Annotated in this window: 12 protein-coding genes; 4 read left to right on the forward strand and 8 right to left on the reverse strand. The window is 68.8% G+C overall.

The features are described from left to right. Nucleotides 1-32: 32 nt before the first annotated feature. Complete coding sequence (locus tag AAHF99_RS06180; protein ID WP_342163198.1) at nucleotides 33-824, reverse strand: HpcH/HpaI aldolase family protein; 792 nt, start codon at nucleotides 822-824, stop codon at nucleotides 33-35. A gap of 279 nt (nucleotides 825-1,103) precedes the next feature. Between AAHF99_RS06180 and tolQ the strand changes: the two genes are divergently transcribed. Genes tolQ through tolB form a run of 4 tightly spaced genes read left to right on the forward strand, consistent with a single transcriptional unit; the run spans nucleotide 1,104 to nucleotide 5,074 of the window. Beyond that, complete coding sequence (gene tolQ, locus AAHF99_RS06185; protein ID WP_243957291.1) at nucleotides 1,104-1,823, forward strand: protein TolQ; 720 nt, start codon at nucleotides 1,104-1,106, stop codon at nucleotides 1,821-1,823. Nucleotides 1,824-1,836: 13 nt separating this feature from the next. Next, the gene (locus AAHF99_RS06190; protein WP_243957292.1) at nucleotides 1,837-2,283 is read left to right on the forward strand and encodes an ExbD/TolR family protein; all 447 of its coding nucleotides are present in this window, start codon (nucleotides 1,837-1,839) and stop codon (nucleotides 2,281-2,283) included. A gap of 13 nt (nucleotides 2,284-2,296) precedes the next feature. Then, nucleotides 2,297-3,676, forward strand: a complete 1,380-nt coding sequence (gene tolA / locus AAHF99_RS06195; RefSeq protein WP_342163199.1) for a cell envelope integrity protein TolA — start codon at nucleotides 2,297-2,299, stop codon at nucleotides 3,674-3,676. Between the two features lie 54 nt (nucleotides 3,677-3,730). After that, nucleotides 3,731-5,074, forward strand: a complete 1,344-nt coding sequence (tolB, locus tag AAHF99_RS06200) for a Tol-Pal system beta propeller repeat protein TolB (protein WP_342163200.1) — start codon at nucleotides 3,731-3,733, stop codon at nucleotides 5,072-5,074. 13 nt (nucleotides 5,075-5,087) lie between these two features. Here the strand turns inward: tolB and AAHF99_RS06205 are convergent, their stop codons facing one another. The 7 genes from AAHF99_RS06205 to secA form a co-directional block, all read right to left on the reverse strand. Then, the gene (locus AAHF99_RS06205; RefSeq protein WP_342163202.1) at nucleotides 5,088-6,320 is read right to left on the reverse strand and encodes an MFS transporter; all 1,233 of its coding nucleotides are present in this window, start codon (nucleotides 6,318-6,320) and stop codon (nucleotides 5,088-5,090) included. A 93-nt stretch (nucleotides 6,321-6,413) separates the two neighbouring features. Beyond that, complete coding sequence (locus AAHF99_RS06210) at nucleotides 6,414-8,927, reverse strand: sensor histidine kinase (protein ID WP_342163204.1); 2,514 nt, start codon at nucleotides 8,925-8,927, stop codon at nucleotides 6,414-6,416. Nucleotides 8,928-9,223: 296 nt separating this feature from the next. Continuing rightward, nucleotides 9,224-10,624 (reverse strand): adenosylhomocysteinase, encoded by a 1,401-nt coding sequence (gene ahcY / locus AAHF99_RS06215; RefSeq protein ID WP_342163205.1) that lies wholly within the window; start codon nucleotides 10,622-10,624, stop codon nucleotides 9,224-9,226. A gap of 110 nt (nucleotides 10,625-10,734) precedes the next feature. Beyond that, nucleotides 10,735-11,151, reverse strand: a complete 417-nt coding sequence (locus AAHF99_RS06220; RefSeq protein ID WP_342163206.1) for a CsbD family protein — start codon at nucleotides 11,149-11,151, stop codon at nucleotides 10,735-10,737. 120 nt (nucleotides 11,152-11,271) lie between these two features. Next, the gene (locus tag AAHF99_RS06225; protein WP_412759840.1) at nucleotides 11,272-13,203 is read right to left on the reverse strand and encodes a potassium transporter Kup; all 1,932 of its coding nucleotides are present in this window, start codon (nucleotides 13,201-13,203) and stop codon (nucleotides 11,272-11,274) included. Between the two features lie 100 nt (nucleotides 13,204-13,303). Beyond that, nucleotides 13,304-14,014 (reverse strand): dethiobiotin synthase, encoded by a 711-nt coding sequence (bioD, locus tag AAHF99_RS06230; protein ID WP_342163208.1) that lies wholly within the window; start codon nucleotides 14,012-14,014, stop codon nucleotides 13,304-13,306. Beyond that, complete coding sequence (secA, locus tag AAHF99_RS06235; protein WP_342163209.1) at nucleotides 14,011-16,896, reverse strand: preprotein translocase subunit SecA; 2,886 nt, start codon at nucleotides 16,894-16,896, stop codon at nucleotides 14,011-14,013. The genes bioD and secA overlap by 4 nt, the downstream gene beginning before the upstream one ends. Nucleotides 16,897-16,987: the final 91 nt, after the last annotated feature.

A 16,987-nucleotide genomic window follows, 5' to 3' on the forward strand; every position in this document is an offset into this window, starting at 1 on the left:
GGGCTTACAGGTCCGTACCCGTCAGGGCCAGCCTATCCCACCGGATCACCGCCGCGCGCCTCGGCCAGGGCCCGCGTGAACGCCTCGGCCACGAGCAGCCCGTCGTAGCCGATGGAGGCCAGCTTGAAGCCCATCGCCAGCATCTCGCGGGCGCGGGCCGGGCCGGCGGCGAAGGCGCAAGGGATCTTGCCCGCCGCGAGGGTGACGCGGACGATCTCCCGCAGAGCCTCCGTCACGGCGCTGCCGTTCGGATCGAAGGCGGCACCGTTCGACAGGGCGATGGACAGGTCGCCGGGGCCGACGAGGATGCCGTCGATGCCCGGCACCCGCAGGATCTCCGGCAGGTTCGCGATGGCCTCGCGGGTCTCGCACATGGCGATGGTCATCGTGCGGGCGTTGGCCTGCGTCAGGTAATCCTGCGGGTCCGTGAGGCCGGTGAACCACATCGACCGGTCAGGCCCCCAGCTGCGCTGGCCGACGGGCGGAAACTTCGTCGCGGCGGCCAGCGCGCGCGCATCCTCCACCGTGTTGATCATCGGCGCGACGATGCCGGCCGCGCCCCCATCGAGCATCTTCGAGGCCATGGCGAAATCGCCCACCGCGATGCGTACGAGGCCGGGCTTGCCCCACAGCGCCAGTTCCGTGAGCCCGGCGGTGCAGGTGGCGACGTCGTAGGTGCCGTGCTGCTGATCGAGGAGCACGACGTCGAAGCCCGCCCGCGCCATCAGCCCCGCCAGGGCGACATCCGCGAGGCAGGACCATCCGAGGAGGCAGCCGCCTTGGCTGCGCAACAGGTCGGGCAGGCTCGGCACGGGTGCGGTCACGGCGGGATCCTGCAACAGGGTTCGGTGCGGCCAGGATAGGGAAGCCAGCCCACCCCGGTCCAGCATGCGCGAAAGTGAAAACGCCTCAAGTTCGCCGGGTTCTCAACCGATCCTTAACCTTGCCCGGCCCTTAAAATCCTGCGGACACACGAACGACCGCGGAAGGGCCCGGCCCTTACTTTCGACAGATTCACCGGCGATACCCTTGATATCGCTCGCACTTCCGGCACCCGCGGCGCTCATGCCGTCGCGCCGGCTCGGAGCAGGAGACTTCGACGGATGAACCCAGCCGACGCGATGCAGGCCGCCGCCCCCGTGGCCGACATGAGCCTGCTCGGCTTGTTCCTCCAAGCCCATATCGTCGTGAAGATCGTGATGATCGGTCTGCTCAGCGCGTCGGTGTGGTGCTGGTCGATCATCGTCGACAAGACGCTCCTGTTCCGCCGCATCCGCAGCGAGATGGACGCCTTCGAGGACGCGTTCTGGTCCGGCCGCTCCCTGGAGGAGCTGTTCCGCTCCTTCAACGACCGCCCGGCCACCGGCCTCGCCGCCGTCTTCGTCGCCGCGATGCGCGAGTGGAAGCGCTCCTTCGAGGGCTCGGGCCGTCAGGTCCAGTCGCTCTCCCAGCGCATCGAGAAGCAGCTCGACGTCACCATCCACCGCGAGGTCGAGCGGCTCGAATCGCGCCTGCTGTTCCTCGCTTCCATCGGCTCGGCCGGCCCGTATATCGGCCTGTTCGGCACGGTGTGGGGCATCATGACCGCCTTCACCTCGATCGCGGCCTCGAAGAACACCTCCCTCGCCGTCGTGGCGCCGGGCATCGCGGAGGCGCTGTTCGCCACCGCCATCGGCCTGTTCGCCGCCATCCCGGCGGTGCTCGCCTACAACAAGCTGCAGGCCGAAGTCGCCAAGGCGCAGTCGCGCCTGGAAGGCTTCGCGGACGAATTCTCGGCGATCCTGTCCCGGCAGATCGACGAACGCCTGTCGCTGGCCGCCTGAAGGAGACAGACCGATGGCCATGGCGGCAGGGGCTGGACAAGGCGGAACGAAGCGGCGGCGCCGGCGCGGTCGCCGCAGCGGCGCCATCAATGAAATCAACATGACGCCGTTCATCGACGTCGTGCTGGTGCTGCTCATCATCTTCATGGTGGCGGCGCCGATGATGACGGTGGGCGTGCCCCTCGACCTGCCGCAATCCAAGGCCTCGCCCCTCAACTCGGACGTGAAGCCGATCACCCTCTCCATCCGGCAGACCGGCCAGATCTTCCTCGGCGAGGACGAACTGACCGACGACAGCATCGTCGCCAAGCTCACGGCCGCCGCCAAGAACGGCACCGAGGACCGGGTGTTCGTGCGCGGCGACAAGCGCGTCGATTACGGCCGCGTCGCCCAGGTCATGGCCATCGTGACGGGCGGGGGCTTCCGTCACGTCGCCCTCGTCACCGAGCCCGAGCACTAGGGGACGCGCTGCCTTGGCGATCTCCCTGCCCAAGTTGGACCGCCGGGAACCCGGCGTCTGGATCTCGGCTGGCACCCATGTGGCCCTGCTCGGCTTCGTGCTGCTCGGCGTCTCCGCCCCGGCCCTGCCCGAGGCGCAGGAGGGCGTGCCCGTCGAGATCATCACCGAGAACCAGCTCTCCGAACTCACCAAGGGCGAGCGTCAGGCCGACAAGCCGATGCCGAACGCGCAGAGCCGTGCGGACAAGCAGGCCGAGAAGATCGAAGAGCGCGAACCCGAGAATTCCAAGACCGACGCCCCCACGGCGCCGAAGCGCACGGCCGAGATGAAGCTCGCCAACGCGGACGAGATGCCCCTGCGCGCCGAGCCGGACGTGAACGAAGCCGAAGCCGCCAAGGCGGCGAAGGCCGCCGAGGAGAAGCGCGAGGCCGAGAAGGCCGCCAAAGCCGCCGCCGACAAGGCTGCGGCGGACAAGGCCGCTGCCGCCGAGAAGGCCGCCGCCGCCAAGGCTGCCGCCGAGAGCAGGGCGAAGGCCGAGGCCAAGGCCGCCGAGGCGAAGGCCAAGGCCGAGGCGGAAGCCGAGAAGCGCGAGCAACTCGACAAGCTGATCGAGCGCCAGGAGGCGGAAGCCGCCGCCCAGGCCAAGGCCGACGCCGCCAAGAAGGCCGCCGAGGCCAAGGCGAAGGCGGAAGCCGCCAAGGAGGCGGCGAAGAAGGTCGCTGAGGCGAAGGCCAAAGCCGAAGCGGAGGCCGAGCGCCAGAAGGAAATCGCCGAAGCCAAGGCCGAGGCGGAGCGCGAGAAGGCGGAAGCCGCCGCCGAGGCGAAGGCCAAGGCGGACGCGGCCGAGAAGGCCCGGGCCGATGCCGCCGCCAAGGCGAAGGCCAAGGCTGTGGCGGATGCCAAGGCGAAGGCCGATGGCGAGGCCAAGGCGCGCAAGCAGGCCGAACTCGCAGACAAGTTCAATGCGGGCGACATTCGCTCGGTGCTCAATTCCAAGGCTCCGTCGCAATCGACCGGCTCCACCGGCCATGCGGTGCAGAAGGTCGCCGCCCTCGGCGCCGCCACGGGGAACGCGCAGCGCCTGTCGCCGTCCCTGCGCGATGCCCTGGTGGGCATGCTGCAGCAGCAGATCGAGCGGTGCTACTCGGCGCCGCCCGGCGCGGCCCAGGGCGTGGTGCTGCCGGTGCTCGACATCCGGTTGAACCCGGACGGATCCCTCAGCAACGAGCCGCGCATCATGCGCGGCGGTGCCAGCGCGGTGGACCAATCCATCGCCCAGGCCGCGCTTCGGGCGGTCCGGCGGTGTGCGCCCTACCGCATACCGGCGACCTACGCGCCGTATTACAACGACTGGAAGGCGATCAACGCGGAGTTCGAGTTCACGGCGACGTAACCGCCGAGGCCCCCGCCGTCGCCGCCCCTCCCCCGTCTGACCACGACCGAGACGATGATCGACAGCCTCACTCGCCGGCACGGCCCCTCGCGGCCCGCCCCCCTCCTGGCGTTCCTCGCCTTCATCGCCCTGGCGCTCGGCTTCGCCGGGCCGGCGCAGGCGCAGCTGCAACTCAGGATCGGCGGCGGCAGCTTCCAGCCCCTCCCCATCGCGGTAGCCGATTTCGGCGGCGATCCGAGCCTCGGCGGGCTGCTCAGCGGGGTGGTGACGAACAACCTGCGCCGCTCCGGCTACTTCGCCCCCCTCGACAAGGGGCGCTTCCCCGAGAACCCGCCCTTCGACGCCGCCCCGAACTTCGAGAAGTGGCGCGCCACCGGCGTGCAGGGCCTCGTGACCGGCCGCGTGGTGCGCGACGGCGGCGGTCGCCTGAAGGTCGAGTTCCGTCTGTGGGACGTGACCTCCGGCCAGCAGATGATCGGCCAGCAATACGCCACCGATCCGGCCAACGCACGCCGCGCCGGGCACCTGATCTCGGATCAGGTCTACACCAAGATCACCGGCCTCGGGCCGTGGTTCGACAGCCGCATCGCCTTCGTGGACGAGACCGGCCCGAAGGAGAACCGCCGCAAGCGGCTGATGGTGATGGATCAGGACGGTGCCAACGTCCGCGCCATCACCTCGGGTGAGATGTCGATCGTCGCTCCGCGCTACTCGCCGAGCACGCAGGAGATCGCCTTCATGGCGCAGGCCGCCGGCCACCAGCCGCGCGTGCAGGTGATCAACCTCGAAACCGGCTCCCGGCAGGCCTTCGGTTCGGTCGATTCGATGAGCGCCAGCCCGCGCTTCTCCCCCGATGGCCGCCGCCTCGTGATGAGCGTGCAATCGGGTGGCAACGCCGACATCGTGACGATGGACCTCGCCTCCAAGGCGCAAAAGCCCATCACGAGCGGGCTCGCCATCGACACCTCACCGACCTACTCGCCGGACGGCAGCCAGATCGCCTTCGAATCGGATCGCGGCGGCTCGCAGCAGGTCTACGTGATGGGCGCGGACGGCTCGAACCCGCACCGCATCACCTTCGGCACCGGCTCGGCCTCTCAGCCGGCGTGGTCGCCGCGCGGCGACCTGATCGCCTACACCCGCCAGCGCAACGGCGGCTTCGCGATCTGCGTCGCGAAGACGGACGGGACCGGCGAGCGCGTGCTCACCGAAGGCTTCCACAACGAGAGCCCGTCCTTCTCGCCGAACGGCCAGTACGTGGTGTTCTTCCGTGATCCCGGCGGCCAGGGCGGCGGCAAGCTGTACATGGTCGACATCACCGGCAAGGTCGAGCAGCCGGTGCCGACGCCGGCCTACGCCTCCGACCCGACGTGGTCGCCGCTCCTCGCGGGGCGCTAAGCGGCGCCCACTCTCAGCTCTGGGTGAGCAGCCTGTCCCGCGCCCGCAAGGCCGGGAACAGGCGGCCCCAGAGCAGGGCGACGCCGACCGTCGCCACGCCGCCGAGCACCACCGCCGGCACCGCGCCCACCGCCGCCGCGAGCAATCCCGATTCGAACTCGCCCAGTTCGTTCGAGGCGCCGATGAACACGGTGTTCACCGCCGCCACTCGGCCGCGCATGGCGTCCGGCGTCTCGCCCTGTACGAAGCTCTGGCGGACATAGACCGAGATCATGTCGGCGGCCCCCGTCACGAACAGGCAGGCCATCGACAGGGGCAGCGAGGTCGAAACGCCGAACACGACGGTGGCGAGGCCGAACACGATCACCGCCCGCAGCATGCGAAGGCCGGCATGGCGGCGCAGCGGGTATGAGGCGAGGATTAGCGCCATCGTCACCGCCCCCGCCGCCGGCATGCTGCGCAGGAGGCCGAGGCCGAGCGGCCCGACATGCAGCACCGACGCCGCGTAGATCGGCAGCAGTGCCGTCGCCCCGCCGAACAGCACCGCGAACAGGTCGAGGCTGATGGCGCCGAGCACCACGGGCTGCGAGCGGATGTAGCCGATCCCGGCGAGCAGCGTGCCCCACGTCACCTTCGGCCGCTCCGTGACCGGCGCCGGCCGGTGCCGGATCAGGGCGACGCTGAGGCTCGCGAGGGCGAAGCACGTTCCCGCCACCGCGAAGACCACCTTCGGCCCGAGGGCATAGAGCAGGCCGCCGAGCGCCGGCCCCATCACCGAGGCGGTCTGCCAGAGGGAGGCGTTCCACGCGATGGCAGAGCCGAAGAGCGGCCCCGGCACGAGGGTCGGCAGCAGGGCCTGCAAGGCGGGGTTCGCGAAGGCGCGGGCCGTGCCGACGATCACCACCAGGGCGTAGATCGGCCAGACCATCGCGGCCCCGCTCAGCGCGTAGGCGAGGAGGCCGAAGCTCGCCACCGCCTGCAGCGCGAAGGCGGCCGAACCGACGATGCGCCGCTCGTAGACGTCGGCGACATGGCCGCTCACCAGGGCGCTCAACATGGCGGGCAGGAAGCCGGCGAGGCCCACGAGGCCCAGCGCCAGGGCGGAGCGGGTCAGGTCGTAGACGAACCACCCGATCGCCACCGCCTGCATCTGATAGGCGAGGCCGGTAAGGAACCGGGCCGTGCCGAAGAGCCGGAAATCGCCGTTGGCGAAGACGACGTAGCCGGATTTCGTGGTGTCGGACATCCGCCTTCCGTGGGGCGCGGGCCTCGCGGAAGCAAGCGCGGCCACGCGGTGCGAGTGCGCCCAATTTGTTTCGGGATCACATCAATCGCGAGGTCACGCGATGGAGATGCGTGACAATTCCGGGCGGCGCTCCGGCTGGGGCTCGTCCGGCACCTGAAGGGGGAAGTGGCAGGTCACGCAGGTCCCGACGCCCTGTTCCGTCTCCAACTCCACCCGGCCGCCATGCAGCTCCACGAAGGAGCGGACGATGGAGAGGCCGAGGCCCACGCCCCGGTGGCGGGTACCCCGCGTGTGGCTCTCGAACCGGTTGAAGACGAGCTCCCGCACCTCCGGCGACATGCCGACCCCGTGGTCGCGCACGCTGAGGACGAGATCGCGGGAGGAGCGCCGCGCAGCGATCTCGACCCGCTGGCCGGGATCGGAGAAGCCCACGGCGTTGGAGAGCAGGTTGAACAGGATCTGGCGGATGCGTTTCCCGTCGGCGCGGACGGTGCCGATGTCGGCGGGCACATCGACGGAGAGGCCGATCCGCGCCTCGGCCAGACGGTCTTCGAGACCACGCACGGCGGCCTCGACGGTCGCGTGAACGTCCACGTCCTCGCGCTGCAATTCCAGCGACCCGGCATCGATGGAGGCGAGGTCCAGGATGTCGTTGATCATCACCAGCAGCGAGCCGGAGGACCGCATGATGTGGTCGGCGTATTCCCGCTGCCGCGTGTTCAACGCGCCCACCGTCTCGTCGCCGAGCAACTGGGTGAAGCCGATGATGTTCGTGAGCGGAGAGCGCAGTTCGTAGGAGACGTGGTGGACGAAGGTGTCGCGCAGTTCGGCGGCCTTCTCCAGCGCCTCGTTCTTCTCGATGAGCATCCGCTCGACGTTCACGCTGGCGGTGACGTCGATCAGGGTCAGGAGGGTCGCGCCCTCGGGCAGGGGCTGCGTCGCGCAGTCGAGGACCGTGCCGTCCACCATCTCGATGCGGCGGGCCAGGGCCACGCGGGCTTCGAGGCCCACCACCGCGTCGCGGATATCGAGCCACTGATTCTCGGCCGGGGCGAAGGCCTTGCAGCGCAGGATCACCGAATCGACGTGCGGTTTCGCGTCGACCATCTCCGGGTCGAGGCGCCACACCGTCGTGAAGGCGCGGTTGGCGAGGTGCAGGCGTCCGTCCGCCCCGAACACCGCCACCGGCTCGGCCAGGGTATCCAGGGTCTCGGCCTGGAGGCGGCGCAGGGCATTGTAACGGGACTCGGCATTGAGCCGGTCCGAGACGTCCTCGAACAGGTAGGTCAGCCCACCCTGCGGGTTCGGATCGGCCACCACGCGCAGGGTGCGGCCGTCCGGCAGATACCACCAGGCCTGATGCGCTTCGGCGGCGCGGTAGGCGGCGAGCACGCCGTGCTTCCAGGTGCGGAAATCGGCATGCTCTTCGAGCTTCCGCTGCGAACGCAGCAGGTCGAGAATTTCACCGTCCGAGGGGCGGCTGTCGAGGAAGGCCGGATCGAGATCCCACAGGGCGCGGTAGGCGGCGTTGTGGAAGATCAGGCGCTGGCCCACGTCGAACATCGCTACGGCGGTGGGCAATTGGTCGAGGGTGCGGGCGTTGGCGTTCATCTGCTGCTGCAGGTCGGCGCGGACGCTCTCCAACTCCGAGACGTCCACCGCCATGCCGACGCGGCCGCCTTCGAGGACGGTTTCGTACACGTCGAGGACGCGGCGGTTGCCGGACATCACGGCCGAGACGCGGGGCGCCCGGCGCGGACCACCGGCGGCGACGACGGCCTCCTCGCGGGCGATGGTGTCCCGCGCCGGACGGTCGAGGAGTTCCATCCCGGCGTCGATCACCGCCTCGCGGCTCGCGGCCTCCACGGCGGTGACATAAGCGGCGTTCACCCAGGCGAGGCCACCGTCGCGGTTGCGGCGCCAGACCGGCTGCGGGATCGCGTCGAGCAGGCTCGCCAGCGCCGAGAGGCCGCGCCGCGTCTCGTCGAGGGTGATCCGCAGTTCGGAAATCTCGCGCCGCTCGGAGGTGGTCTCGCGCAGGCGCAACAGCGCCCGGCCCGCCACGGTGCGCCCCTGGGCGTCGATGTTGCGCCCGCTCTGAGTGCGCAGGTCGAGGGTGAAGCCGGTGCCGCGGGTGAGCAGCGTATCGAGGGCCGCCTCGACCGCCTGCGCGTCGGCGGGCATCAGCCACGCGCCGAAGGCCAGCACCCGGCGCGCGGAATCCGCCACCGCCCGCTCGCCGTTCAGGGCGATGCCGACATCGCCCTCGATCACCGGCTCGCTGTTCTCGTCCCAGGTGATGACCACCTGACGGTCGGCGTTCAGCAGCATCTCCGCGCGGTCGTGGGCGCCGCGCAGCAGGTTCAAGGCCGCGACGAGGTCCTGCTCCCGCCGGGTCCAGCGGGCGCGCTCATAGAGATAGAGAAGGGCGAGGATCACCGCGAAGGCGACGAGGCCGCCGAACACGGCGAGCCCGGCGACGCCGTGCATCTCCCTCGGCGCGTGAGCCGCCGGGACGTCCTGCATTTCCGCAAAGGCCGCGCCCGCCGCGAACAGCGCGAGAATCCCCACGCCGACCCGCAGCTGCGCCGCACGTCCGACCCGCATCCGCCATGCCCCCAAGCTCTCGTCACCGCCGGCGTGCGCCCGAGCGGTGCGAAACGCACCCTGCCGCGGATGCCCTCTGCCGGGGCTGCCGCGGTACGCCTGTCACTGAGTCGGGGGCACCTTACCGTGGGGGGGATTCCCGCCGGAAGGAGAACGAAGCGTGGCTTTGGCCCTGGGGGGTAAATCCGCCGTTAACGACACTCAGAAGACACACCTTCCGGTGCCGAATTAGGCTTGACAAACGAAGGGCCCGGCGCAGCGCGCCGGGCCCCTATAGTGTGTAGCCTGCGAGGGTTCTAGTAGCGGTAGTGCTCGGGCTTGAACGGCCCGGTTTCCTTCACGCCGATATAGGACGCCTGGTCCGGCCGAAGCTTCGAGAGCGTCGCCCCGACCTTGGCGAGATGCAGGGCCGCGACCTTCTCATCGAGCGCCTTCGGCAGGGTGTAGACCTGCTTCTCGTACTTGCCCGGGTTGGTCCAAAGCTCGATCTGGGCCAGCGTCTGGTTGGTGAACGAGGCCGACATCACGAAGGACGGGTGGCCGGTCGCGTTGCCGAGGTTCACGAGGCGACCCTCCGACAGGAGGATGATGCGGTGGCCGTCCGCGAACTCGATCTCGTCGACCTGCGGCTTGATGTTGTTCCACTTGAGGTTCTTCAGGCCGGCGACCTGAATCTCGTTGTCGAAGTGGCCGATGTTGCAGACGATGGCCCGGTCCTTCATCTCCCGCATGTGGTCGAGGGTGATGATGTCCTTGTTGCCCGTGGCGGTGACGAAGATGTCGGCGCGCGGGGCGGCGTCTTCCATCGTCACGACCTCGTAGCCCTCCATCGCGGCCTGGAGCGCGCAGATCGGATCGATCTCCGAGACCATGACGCGGCAGCCGGCGTTGCGGAGCGAGGCGGCGGAGCCCTTGCCCACGTCACCGAAGCCCGCGACCATGGCGACCTTGCCGGCCATCATCACGTCGGTGCCGCGACGGATGCCGTCGACCAGCGACTCCTTGCAGCCGTAGAGGTTGTCGAACTTCGACTTCGTGACCGAGTCGTTCACGTTGATCGCCGGGAAGAGCAGCTTGCCCTCCTTGGCGAGGATGTAGAGGCGGTGCACGCCCGTGGTCGTCTCCTCGGAGACGCCCTTGATCGAGTCGGCGAGGCCGGCGAACCAGCCCTTCGGCTTCTCGGCGAGCTTCTTCTTCAGGAGCGCGAAGAAGATTTCCTCCTCCTCGGAGCCCGGCTTGTCGAGGAAGGCGGTGTCGCCGTTCTCGGCGCGCAGGCCGAGGTGGACGAACATGGTGGCATCGCCGCCGTCATCCAGGATCATGTTCGGCAGGCCACCGTCATGCCAGTCGAACAGGCGGGAGGTGTAGTCCCAGTACTCCTCCAGGGTCTCGCCCTTCACGGCGAAGACCGGGATGCCGGCGGCCGCGATGGCGGCAGCGGCGTGGTCCTGGGTCGAATAGATGTTGCAGGAGACCCAGCGGATGTCGGCGCCGAGCGCCTTCAGGGTCTCGATCAGCACGGCCGTCTGAATGGTCATGTGCAGGGAGCCGGCGATCTTGGCGCCCTTCAGCGGCTGGCTCGCGCCGTATTCCTCGCGAACGGCCATCAGGCCGGGCATCTCGCTCTCGGCGATCGAGATTTCCTTCCGGCCGTAATCGGCCAGCCCGATATCCCTGACGACGTAATCCTTGGCCATGCGGCTCTCCTCACTCGCGTTGCGATCCGGCCGGTGGCCTACCACTTCGCGAGCGAGGAAGCAATCAAGACATAAAGATGTCTTTATGCGATTGGACGGCTACCCATCGCTCAGCGGTTCGGGCGGGCGAGCCAGCCGATGCCGAACGCCACGGCCGCCACGAGGGCGAGGGTGGTCGCGCGGTTGTCGTCGGCCCGGCGGGCGATGTCCTGGCCGTGATGCACCGCGCGGGAGCGCACGTGACGGCCGCGCTCGTAGGCTTCGTCGGCGAAGGCCTCGCCGCGGGAGCGGGCCTCGTCGGCCAGGGCGCGGGCCCGGTCGCGGCCCTCCTCGTAGAGGTGCTCGCCCTCGCGACGCAGGTCGTGCGCAGTCTCGCGGGCGCGGCCATAGGCGTATTGCGCGGCGCCGGCCGCCTGATCGAACGCCCCTTCGGCCTGCCGGCCGGGGGCCCCGCGCAGGGCGCCGGTCGCGGTCTTCACACGGCCGCGCAGGTGGCGGATGCCGCCTTCCAAGCGATCACTGTTCATCTGAAAATCCCTCCGTTCGGCGACCCGCTGCCGGTCCCTGACGGAAGCGGAACGGGTCGCTGGCTCTTCAGGCGAGTCGAACGAAGGGGGACGGCCAAGGTTCCTATGCGGCGGGGCCCGTCAGATCTCGATTTCGGTACCGACCTCGACGACCTGACGGGTCGGCACACCGAAGAAAGCGCCTGTCCGCTCAGCGTTTCGCTGCATGAACGCGAACAGATTCTCGCGCCAGATGGCCATGCCCCGCTGGTCGTTCTTCGGAATCACGGTCTCGTGACCGATGAAGACCGTGACGTCTTCCACGCATTGCGGCGGAAGCCGGCCGTCCCGGACGGCACAGGCGATGCCCTCGGGAATCGAGGCGTCCTCCATGAAGCCGTAGCGAAGCACCACCCGGTAGAAGTTCGGCGCGATCATGCTGACCTCGGCCCGCTCCTCCAGCGGTACGGTCGGCGTCTCCTCGTAGAGGGCGGTGACGATCAGCACGCGCTCGTGCAGGGCATGACTGCGCTCCACGAAGCGGGACAGATGCAGCGGAATGCCGTGGATCGCGGCCGAGAGGAACGCGGCGGTGCCCGGCAGGCGGGTGAGCCGCTGGTGACTCAGCCCTTCGAGGAAGGCGTCCTCCGGCTGGCGCAGGTTCACCCGCGCCTCCTCCACCAGCATGTTGCCCTTGCGCCATGTGAGCATCATCACGGCGACGATCCCCGCCAGCACGAGGGGAAACCACCCGCCTTCCAGGATCTTCACGCTGTTGGCGCCGAAGAAAATGAGGTCGATGGCGAGGAAGAAGCCGTTCACCGCCACCACCGCGATGGGGTTGTAGCCCCACTTGAGGGCGATGAGCGCGGCGAGCAGCGTGGTGATCGCCATGAGCATCGAGACGGCGATGCCGTAGGCCCCGGCCAGCGCATCGGACGAGCCGAACACGACGACGGCCACGAGCGTCGCGATGGCCAGCAGCCAGTTCACCGCCGGCACGTAGATCTGGCCGCGCTCGTCATGGGCGGTCTGGACGATCCGCATGGTCGGCAGGAAGCCGAGCTGGATCGCCTGCTGCGTCAGGGAGAACACACCGGAGATGATCGCCTGCGAGGCGATGATCGTCGCAAGGGTGGCGAGCCCCACCAGGGGGATGTGGGCCCAATCCGGCGCGAGGCGGAAGAACGGGTTCTCGATCGCGTCGGGCTCGGCGAGGAGCAGCGCCCCCTGCCCGAAATAGTTGAGCACCAGGGCCGGCAGCACCAGGGCGAACCACGCCGCGCGGATCGGCCGGGCGCCGAAATGGCCGAGGTCGGCATACATCGCCTCGCCGCCCGTCACGGCGAGGAACGCCGCGCCAAGCATGGCGAAGCTGACGCCCCAGCCGGCATGGAACAGGAAGTCCACCGCCCGCAGGGGGTTCAGGCCCTGGAGGATCCGGGGTTCGTGCAGGATCGACCCCAAGCCGAGAAGCGCGAGGGCCACGAACCAGAGCAGCATGACGGGGCCGAAGATCCGCCCGATCCGGGCGACACCCTGGAACTGGACGGCGAACAGCCCGACGAGGATCACGAGGGTGATCGGCACGACGTAGTGGCCGAGGCTCGGCGCATCGACCTTCAGCCCCTCCACCGCCGAGAGGACGGAAATGGCGGGCGTGATCGCTCCGTCGCCGTAGAGGAGCGCCGCACCCACCAGACCGACGACGAGGAGCAGCGCCTGGGGCGTTTTCGGCCGCGCCTGCCGCGCGCCGAGGAGCGCCAGCATTGCGACGATGCCCCCCTCCCCGCGATTGTCCGCGCGCAGGATCAAGATGGCGTATTTGAGCGAGACGATAAGGATCAGCGCCCAGAAGATCAGTGAGACGGCGCCCGTCACGGCGAGCGGCGTGGCGGAGCCGTTGCCGGCCGCCTTCACCGCCTCCTTGTAAGCGTAGAGGGGGCTCGTGCCGATGTCGCCGTAGACGACACCGAGGGCGCCCATGAGCAGCGCGGGGCTCATGCGTCCACGGGCCGGAGCCGTGGTTTCAGGCATTGCGGCACCGCTGGCCGTAGCGACGGACTGGCTCAACGGACCTCCGGGGATGATCGGCGGAGGCCACGTGCCTCTTCGCACATCAGCTAAGCGCCAAAGCGTCACCGTCCAGCGACGCCCGCCCGCCATCCCGACACTATTCGGTGAAGTGTCGCTCTGCTTGAGAACCGACGGCGCGTTCAAGCAACGCCGCCAGATCATCCGGTGCCGATGCTCCCCGGCCCAAGCAGAAGACCGGGCAGGATACATGGCGGCGAATCGCATGCGCCACCGTTTCCGGCGGCGTCGGGGCGCCCTCGCTTTCGCTCACGACGATTGCCAGGAGATCCACCTCGCGCAGCCGCAGCACCTCCGCCGCCGTCAGGGCGTGGCTGATCGCGCCGAGATAGCTGCCCGACACCAGCACGACCGGGATGCGCAGGGCCTCGATCCAGTCGAGCCCGGTCGCCGCGTCGGTGATGGGACTCATCAGCCCACCGACCCCCTCGACCACCACGGGGCCATCGGAGGCCGCGATCCGGTCGCGGCACCAGTCGGCGATTGCGGACAGGCCCACGCTGCGCCCTTCGAGGGCGGCGGCCTGATCGGGGGCCAGGGGCGCCGCGAAGCGCCAGGGCGAACAGGCGGTGACGGTCTCCTCGGTGACGGGCAGGCCCTGCGCTGCCAGAAGCCGCGCCGTGTCACTTTCCCCGAAGGCGGGATCGTCCCAGGGCGCGACGCCGCTCGCGAGGGGCTTGAGGGCGAGGACCGAGCCCCGCTCGCGAAGGCGGCGCGTCAGCGCCGCCGTCACGTAGGTCTTACCGATCTCCGTCCCCGCTCCGGCGATGAAGACCGCGTGTCGGCTCACGCCTGATAGCTGCCGTGGCAGTGCTTGTACTTCTTGCCGGATCCGCAGGGGCACGGTTCGTTGCGGCCGACGCGACCCCAGGTCGATTCGTCGGTGGGGTCCCGTTCGAGCACGGCGGTGTCGGCGGAGAGCGCCTGCGCGGCATAGCCATAGGCCGGGCCGCCACCCCCATCGCTGCCGCTGCCGCCCGCATAGGCCATCTCGTTCTCGCCGGTGACGGGATCGAGGTGCTGGGCGAACATCGGCGGAAGGGCGGGGCTCTCCATCGGAGGCGCCTCGTCTTGCTGGAACATCACCTCGATGCGCGAGAGCTGACCCGTCACCTGCTCACGCAGGGCCACGACGAGACTGTTGAACAACTCGAACGCCTCGGACTTGTACTCGTTCAGCGGATCGCGCTGGGCGATGCCGCGCCAGCCCACCACCTGCCGCAGGTGGTCGAGCGTCACCAGATGCTCGCGCCACAGGTGGTCGAGGGTCTGCAGCAGGACCTGCTTCTCGATATAGGCGGAGACCTCGGCGCCGTTTTTCTCGACGCGGGTCTGATAGGTCTCCTCGGCGAGCTTCATCAGGCGCTCGCGGATCTCCTCGTCCGCGATGCCCTCTTCCTTCACCCAATCCTCGGCCGGAATTTCGAGGTTCAGGGTCTGCTGCACCGCCTCGCGCAGGCCCTCGGCATCCCATTGCTCGGCATAGGTATCCGGCGGGATGTGGCGGGTGACGATGTCGTCCACCACGCCCTCGCGCATGTCGTCCACGGTCTCGCGGACGCTCTCCTGGCCCATGAAGTCGCGGCGCTGCTCGAACACGACCTTGCGCTGGTCGTTCATCACGTTGTCGTACTTGAGCACGTTCTTGCGCATGTCGAAGTTGCGGGCTTCGACCTTCTGCTGCGCCTTCTCGATGGCCCGGTTGATCCAAGGGTGGATGATCGCCTCGCCCTGCTCCAGGCCGAGCTTCTGCAGCATCCCGTCCATGCGGTCGGACCCGAAGATCCGCATCAGGTCGTCCTTGAGGGACAGGTAGAACTTCGAGCGGCCGGGATCGCCCTGACGGCCGGAGCGGCCGCGCAGCTGGTTGTCGATGCGCCGCGATTCATGGCGCTCGGTGCCGATGATATAAAGGCCGCCGGGAAGATCCTTCTTACGGCCCGCCGCCGGATCGGCCGGCTCACCGGAGGCCAGCACCTTGGCGCGGTTCTCCGCGATTTCGGCCTTGATCGCCGCGATGGCGGCGTCGCGCTCAGACCCCTCCGGCACCCCGGCGAGTTCCTTCTCGACGCGCATCTCGACGTTGCCGCCGAGTTTGATGTCGGTGCCGCGACCGGCCATGTTGGTGGCGATGGTGATGGCGCCCGGCACACCGGCCTCGGCGACGATATACGCCTCCTGCTCGTGGAAGCGGGCGTTCAGCACGGCGAAGCGCTTGGTGACGCGGCCCTCGCGGGCGGCGGCGTAGACGTCGGTGAGGGCGTTCGGGTCCGAATAGTCGAGAGGCTTGTAGCCGGCGCTCACCAGCATCTCGGCGAGGTATTCCGACTTCTCGATCGAACCCGTGCCGACGAGGATCGGCTGATGGCGCTCGTGCGCCTTGCCGATCTCCTTGATGATCGCCTGATACTTCTCCTCGACGGAGCGGTAGACCTCGTCGTCTTCGTCGACGCGCTCGATCTCCTTGTTGGTCGGAATGTCGACCACGTCGAGTTTGTAGATCTCGGCGAACTCGTCCGCCTCGGTGGAGGCCGTGCCGGTCATGCCGGCGAGCTTCTTGTAAAGGCGGAAGTAGTTCTGGAACGTGATCGAGGCGAGCGTCTGGTTCTCGGGCTGGATCGTCACCCGCTCCTTCGCTTCGAGCGCCTGATGGAGGCCTTCCGAGTAGCGCCGGCCCTGCATCATGCGGCCGGTGAACTCGTCGATGATCACCACCTCGTCGTTCTTGACGATGTAGTCCTTGTCGCGGGTGAACAGGGTGTGGGCGCGCAGCGCCTGGGTCACGTGGTGGACCAGCGTGACGTTGTGGGCGTCGTAGAGGTCGCCCTCCTTGAGGATGCCCGCCGCGCGCAGGGCGTCCTCCACGAACTCGTTGCCCTCCTCGGTCAGCGAAACGGTGCGCTGCTTCTCGTCGAGATCGTAGTGCGACGGCACGAGCAGCGGCATCACACCGTCCACCGCCACGTAGAGTTCCGAGCGGTCGTCCACCGGGCCGGAGATGATGAGCGGCGTCCGCGCCTCGTCGATGAGGATCGAGTCGACCTCGTCCACGATCGCGTAATGGTGCCCGCGCTGAGACAGCTGCGCCATCTCGTACTTCATATTGTCGCGCAGGTAGTCGAAGCCGAACTCGTTGTTCGTGCCGTAGGTGATGTCGCAGGCATAGGCGGCCTTGCGCTGCTCGTCGTCCAGGCCGTGCACGATGGTGCCGACCGACAGGCCGAGGAAGCGATAGACACGGCCCATCCACTCGGCATCGCGGCTGGCGAGGTAGTCGTTCACGGTGATGACGTGGACACCCTTGCCCTCCAGGGCGTTCAGGTAGACCGGCGCCGTGGCCACGAGGGTCTTGCCCTCGCCGGTCTTCATCTCCGAGATGCCGCCCTCGTGCAGCACCATGCCGCCGAGGAGCTGCACGTCGAAGTGGCGCTGGCCCAGCACCCGCTTGGCGGCCTCGCGGACCGTGGCGAAGGCGGGAACGAGGATGTCGTCCACGCTCTTGCCGGCTGCGAGCTCGGCCTTCAGCATGTCGGTGCGGGCGCGCAAGGCGTCGTCGCTCAGCGCCGCGATCTCCGGCTCCAGGGCGTTGATCTGCGCGACGCGCGGACGGTAGCCCTTCACACGGCGGTCGTTGGAGGAGCCGAAAATCTTCTTGGCGAGCGAGCCGAGCATCGTAAACCTGCGGACGGGCGTGCCCGCCGACGGACGTGACGTCGCGGGCCGGCCTGGGCGGAATGGGGTCGGCTTATAGAGGTAAACATCG

Origin of the sequence: Methylobacterium litchii (assembly GCF_038442315.1) — a bacterium.
In the GTDB taxonomy this organism is placed as follows: domain Bacteria; phylum Pseudomonadota; class Alphaproteobacteria; order Rhizobiales; family Beijerinckiaceae; genus Methylobacterium; species Methylobacterium litchii.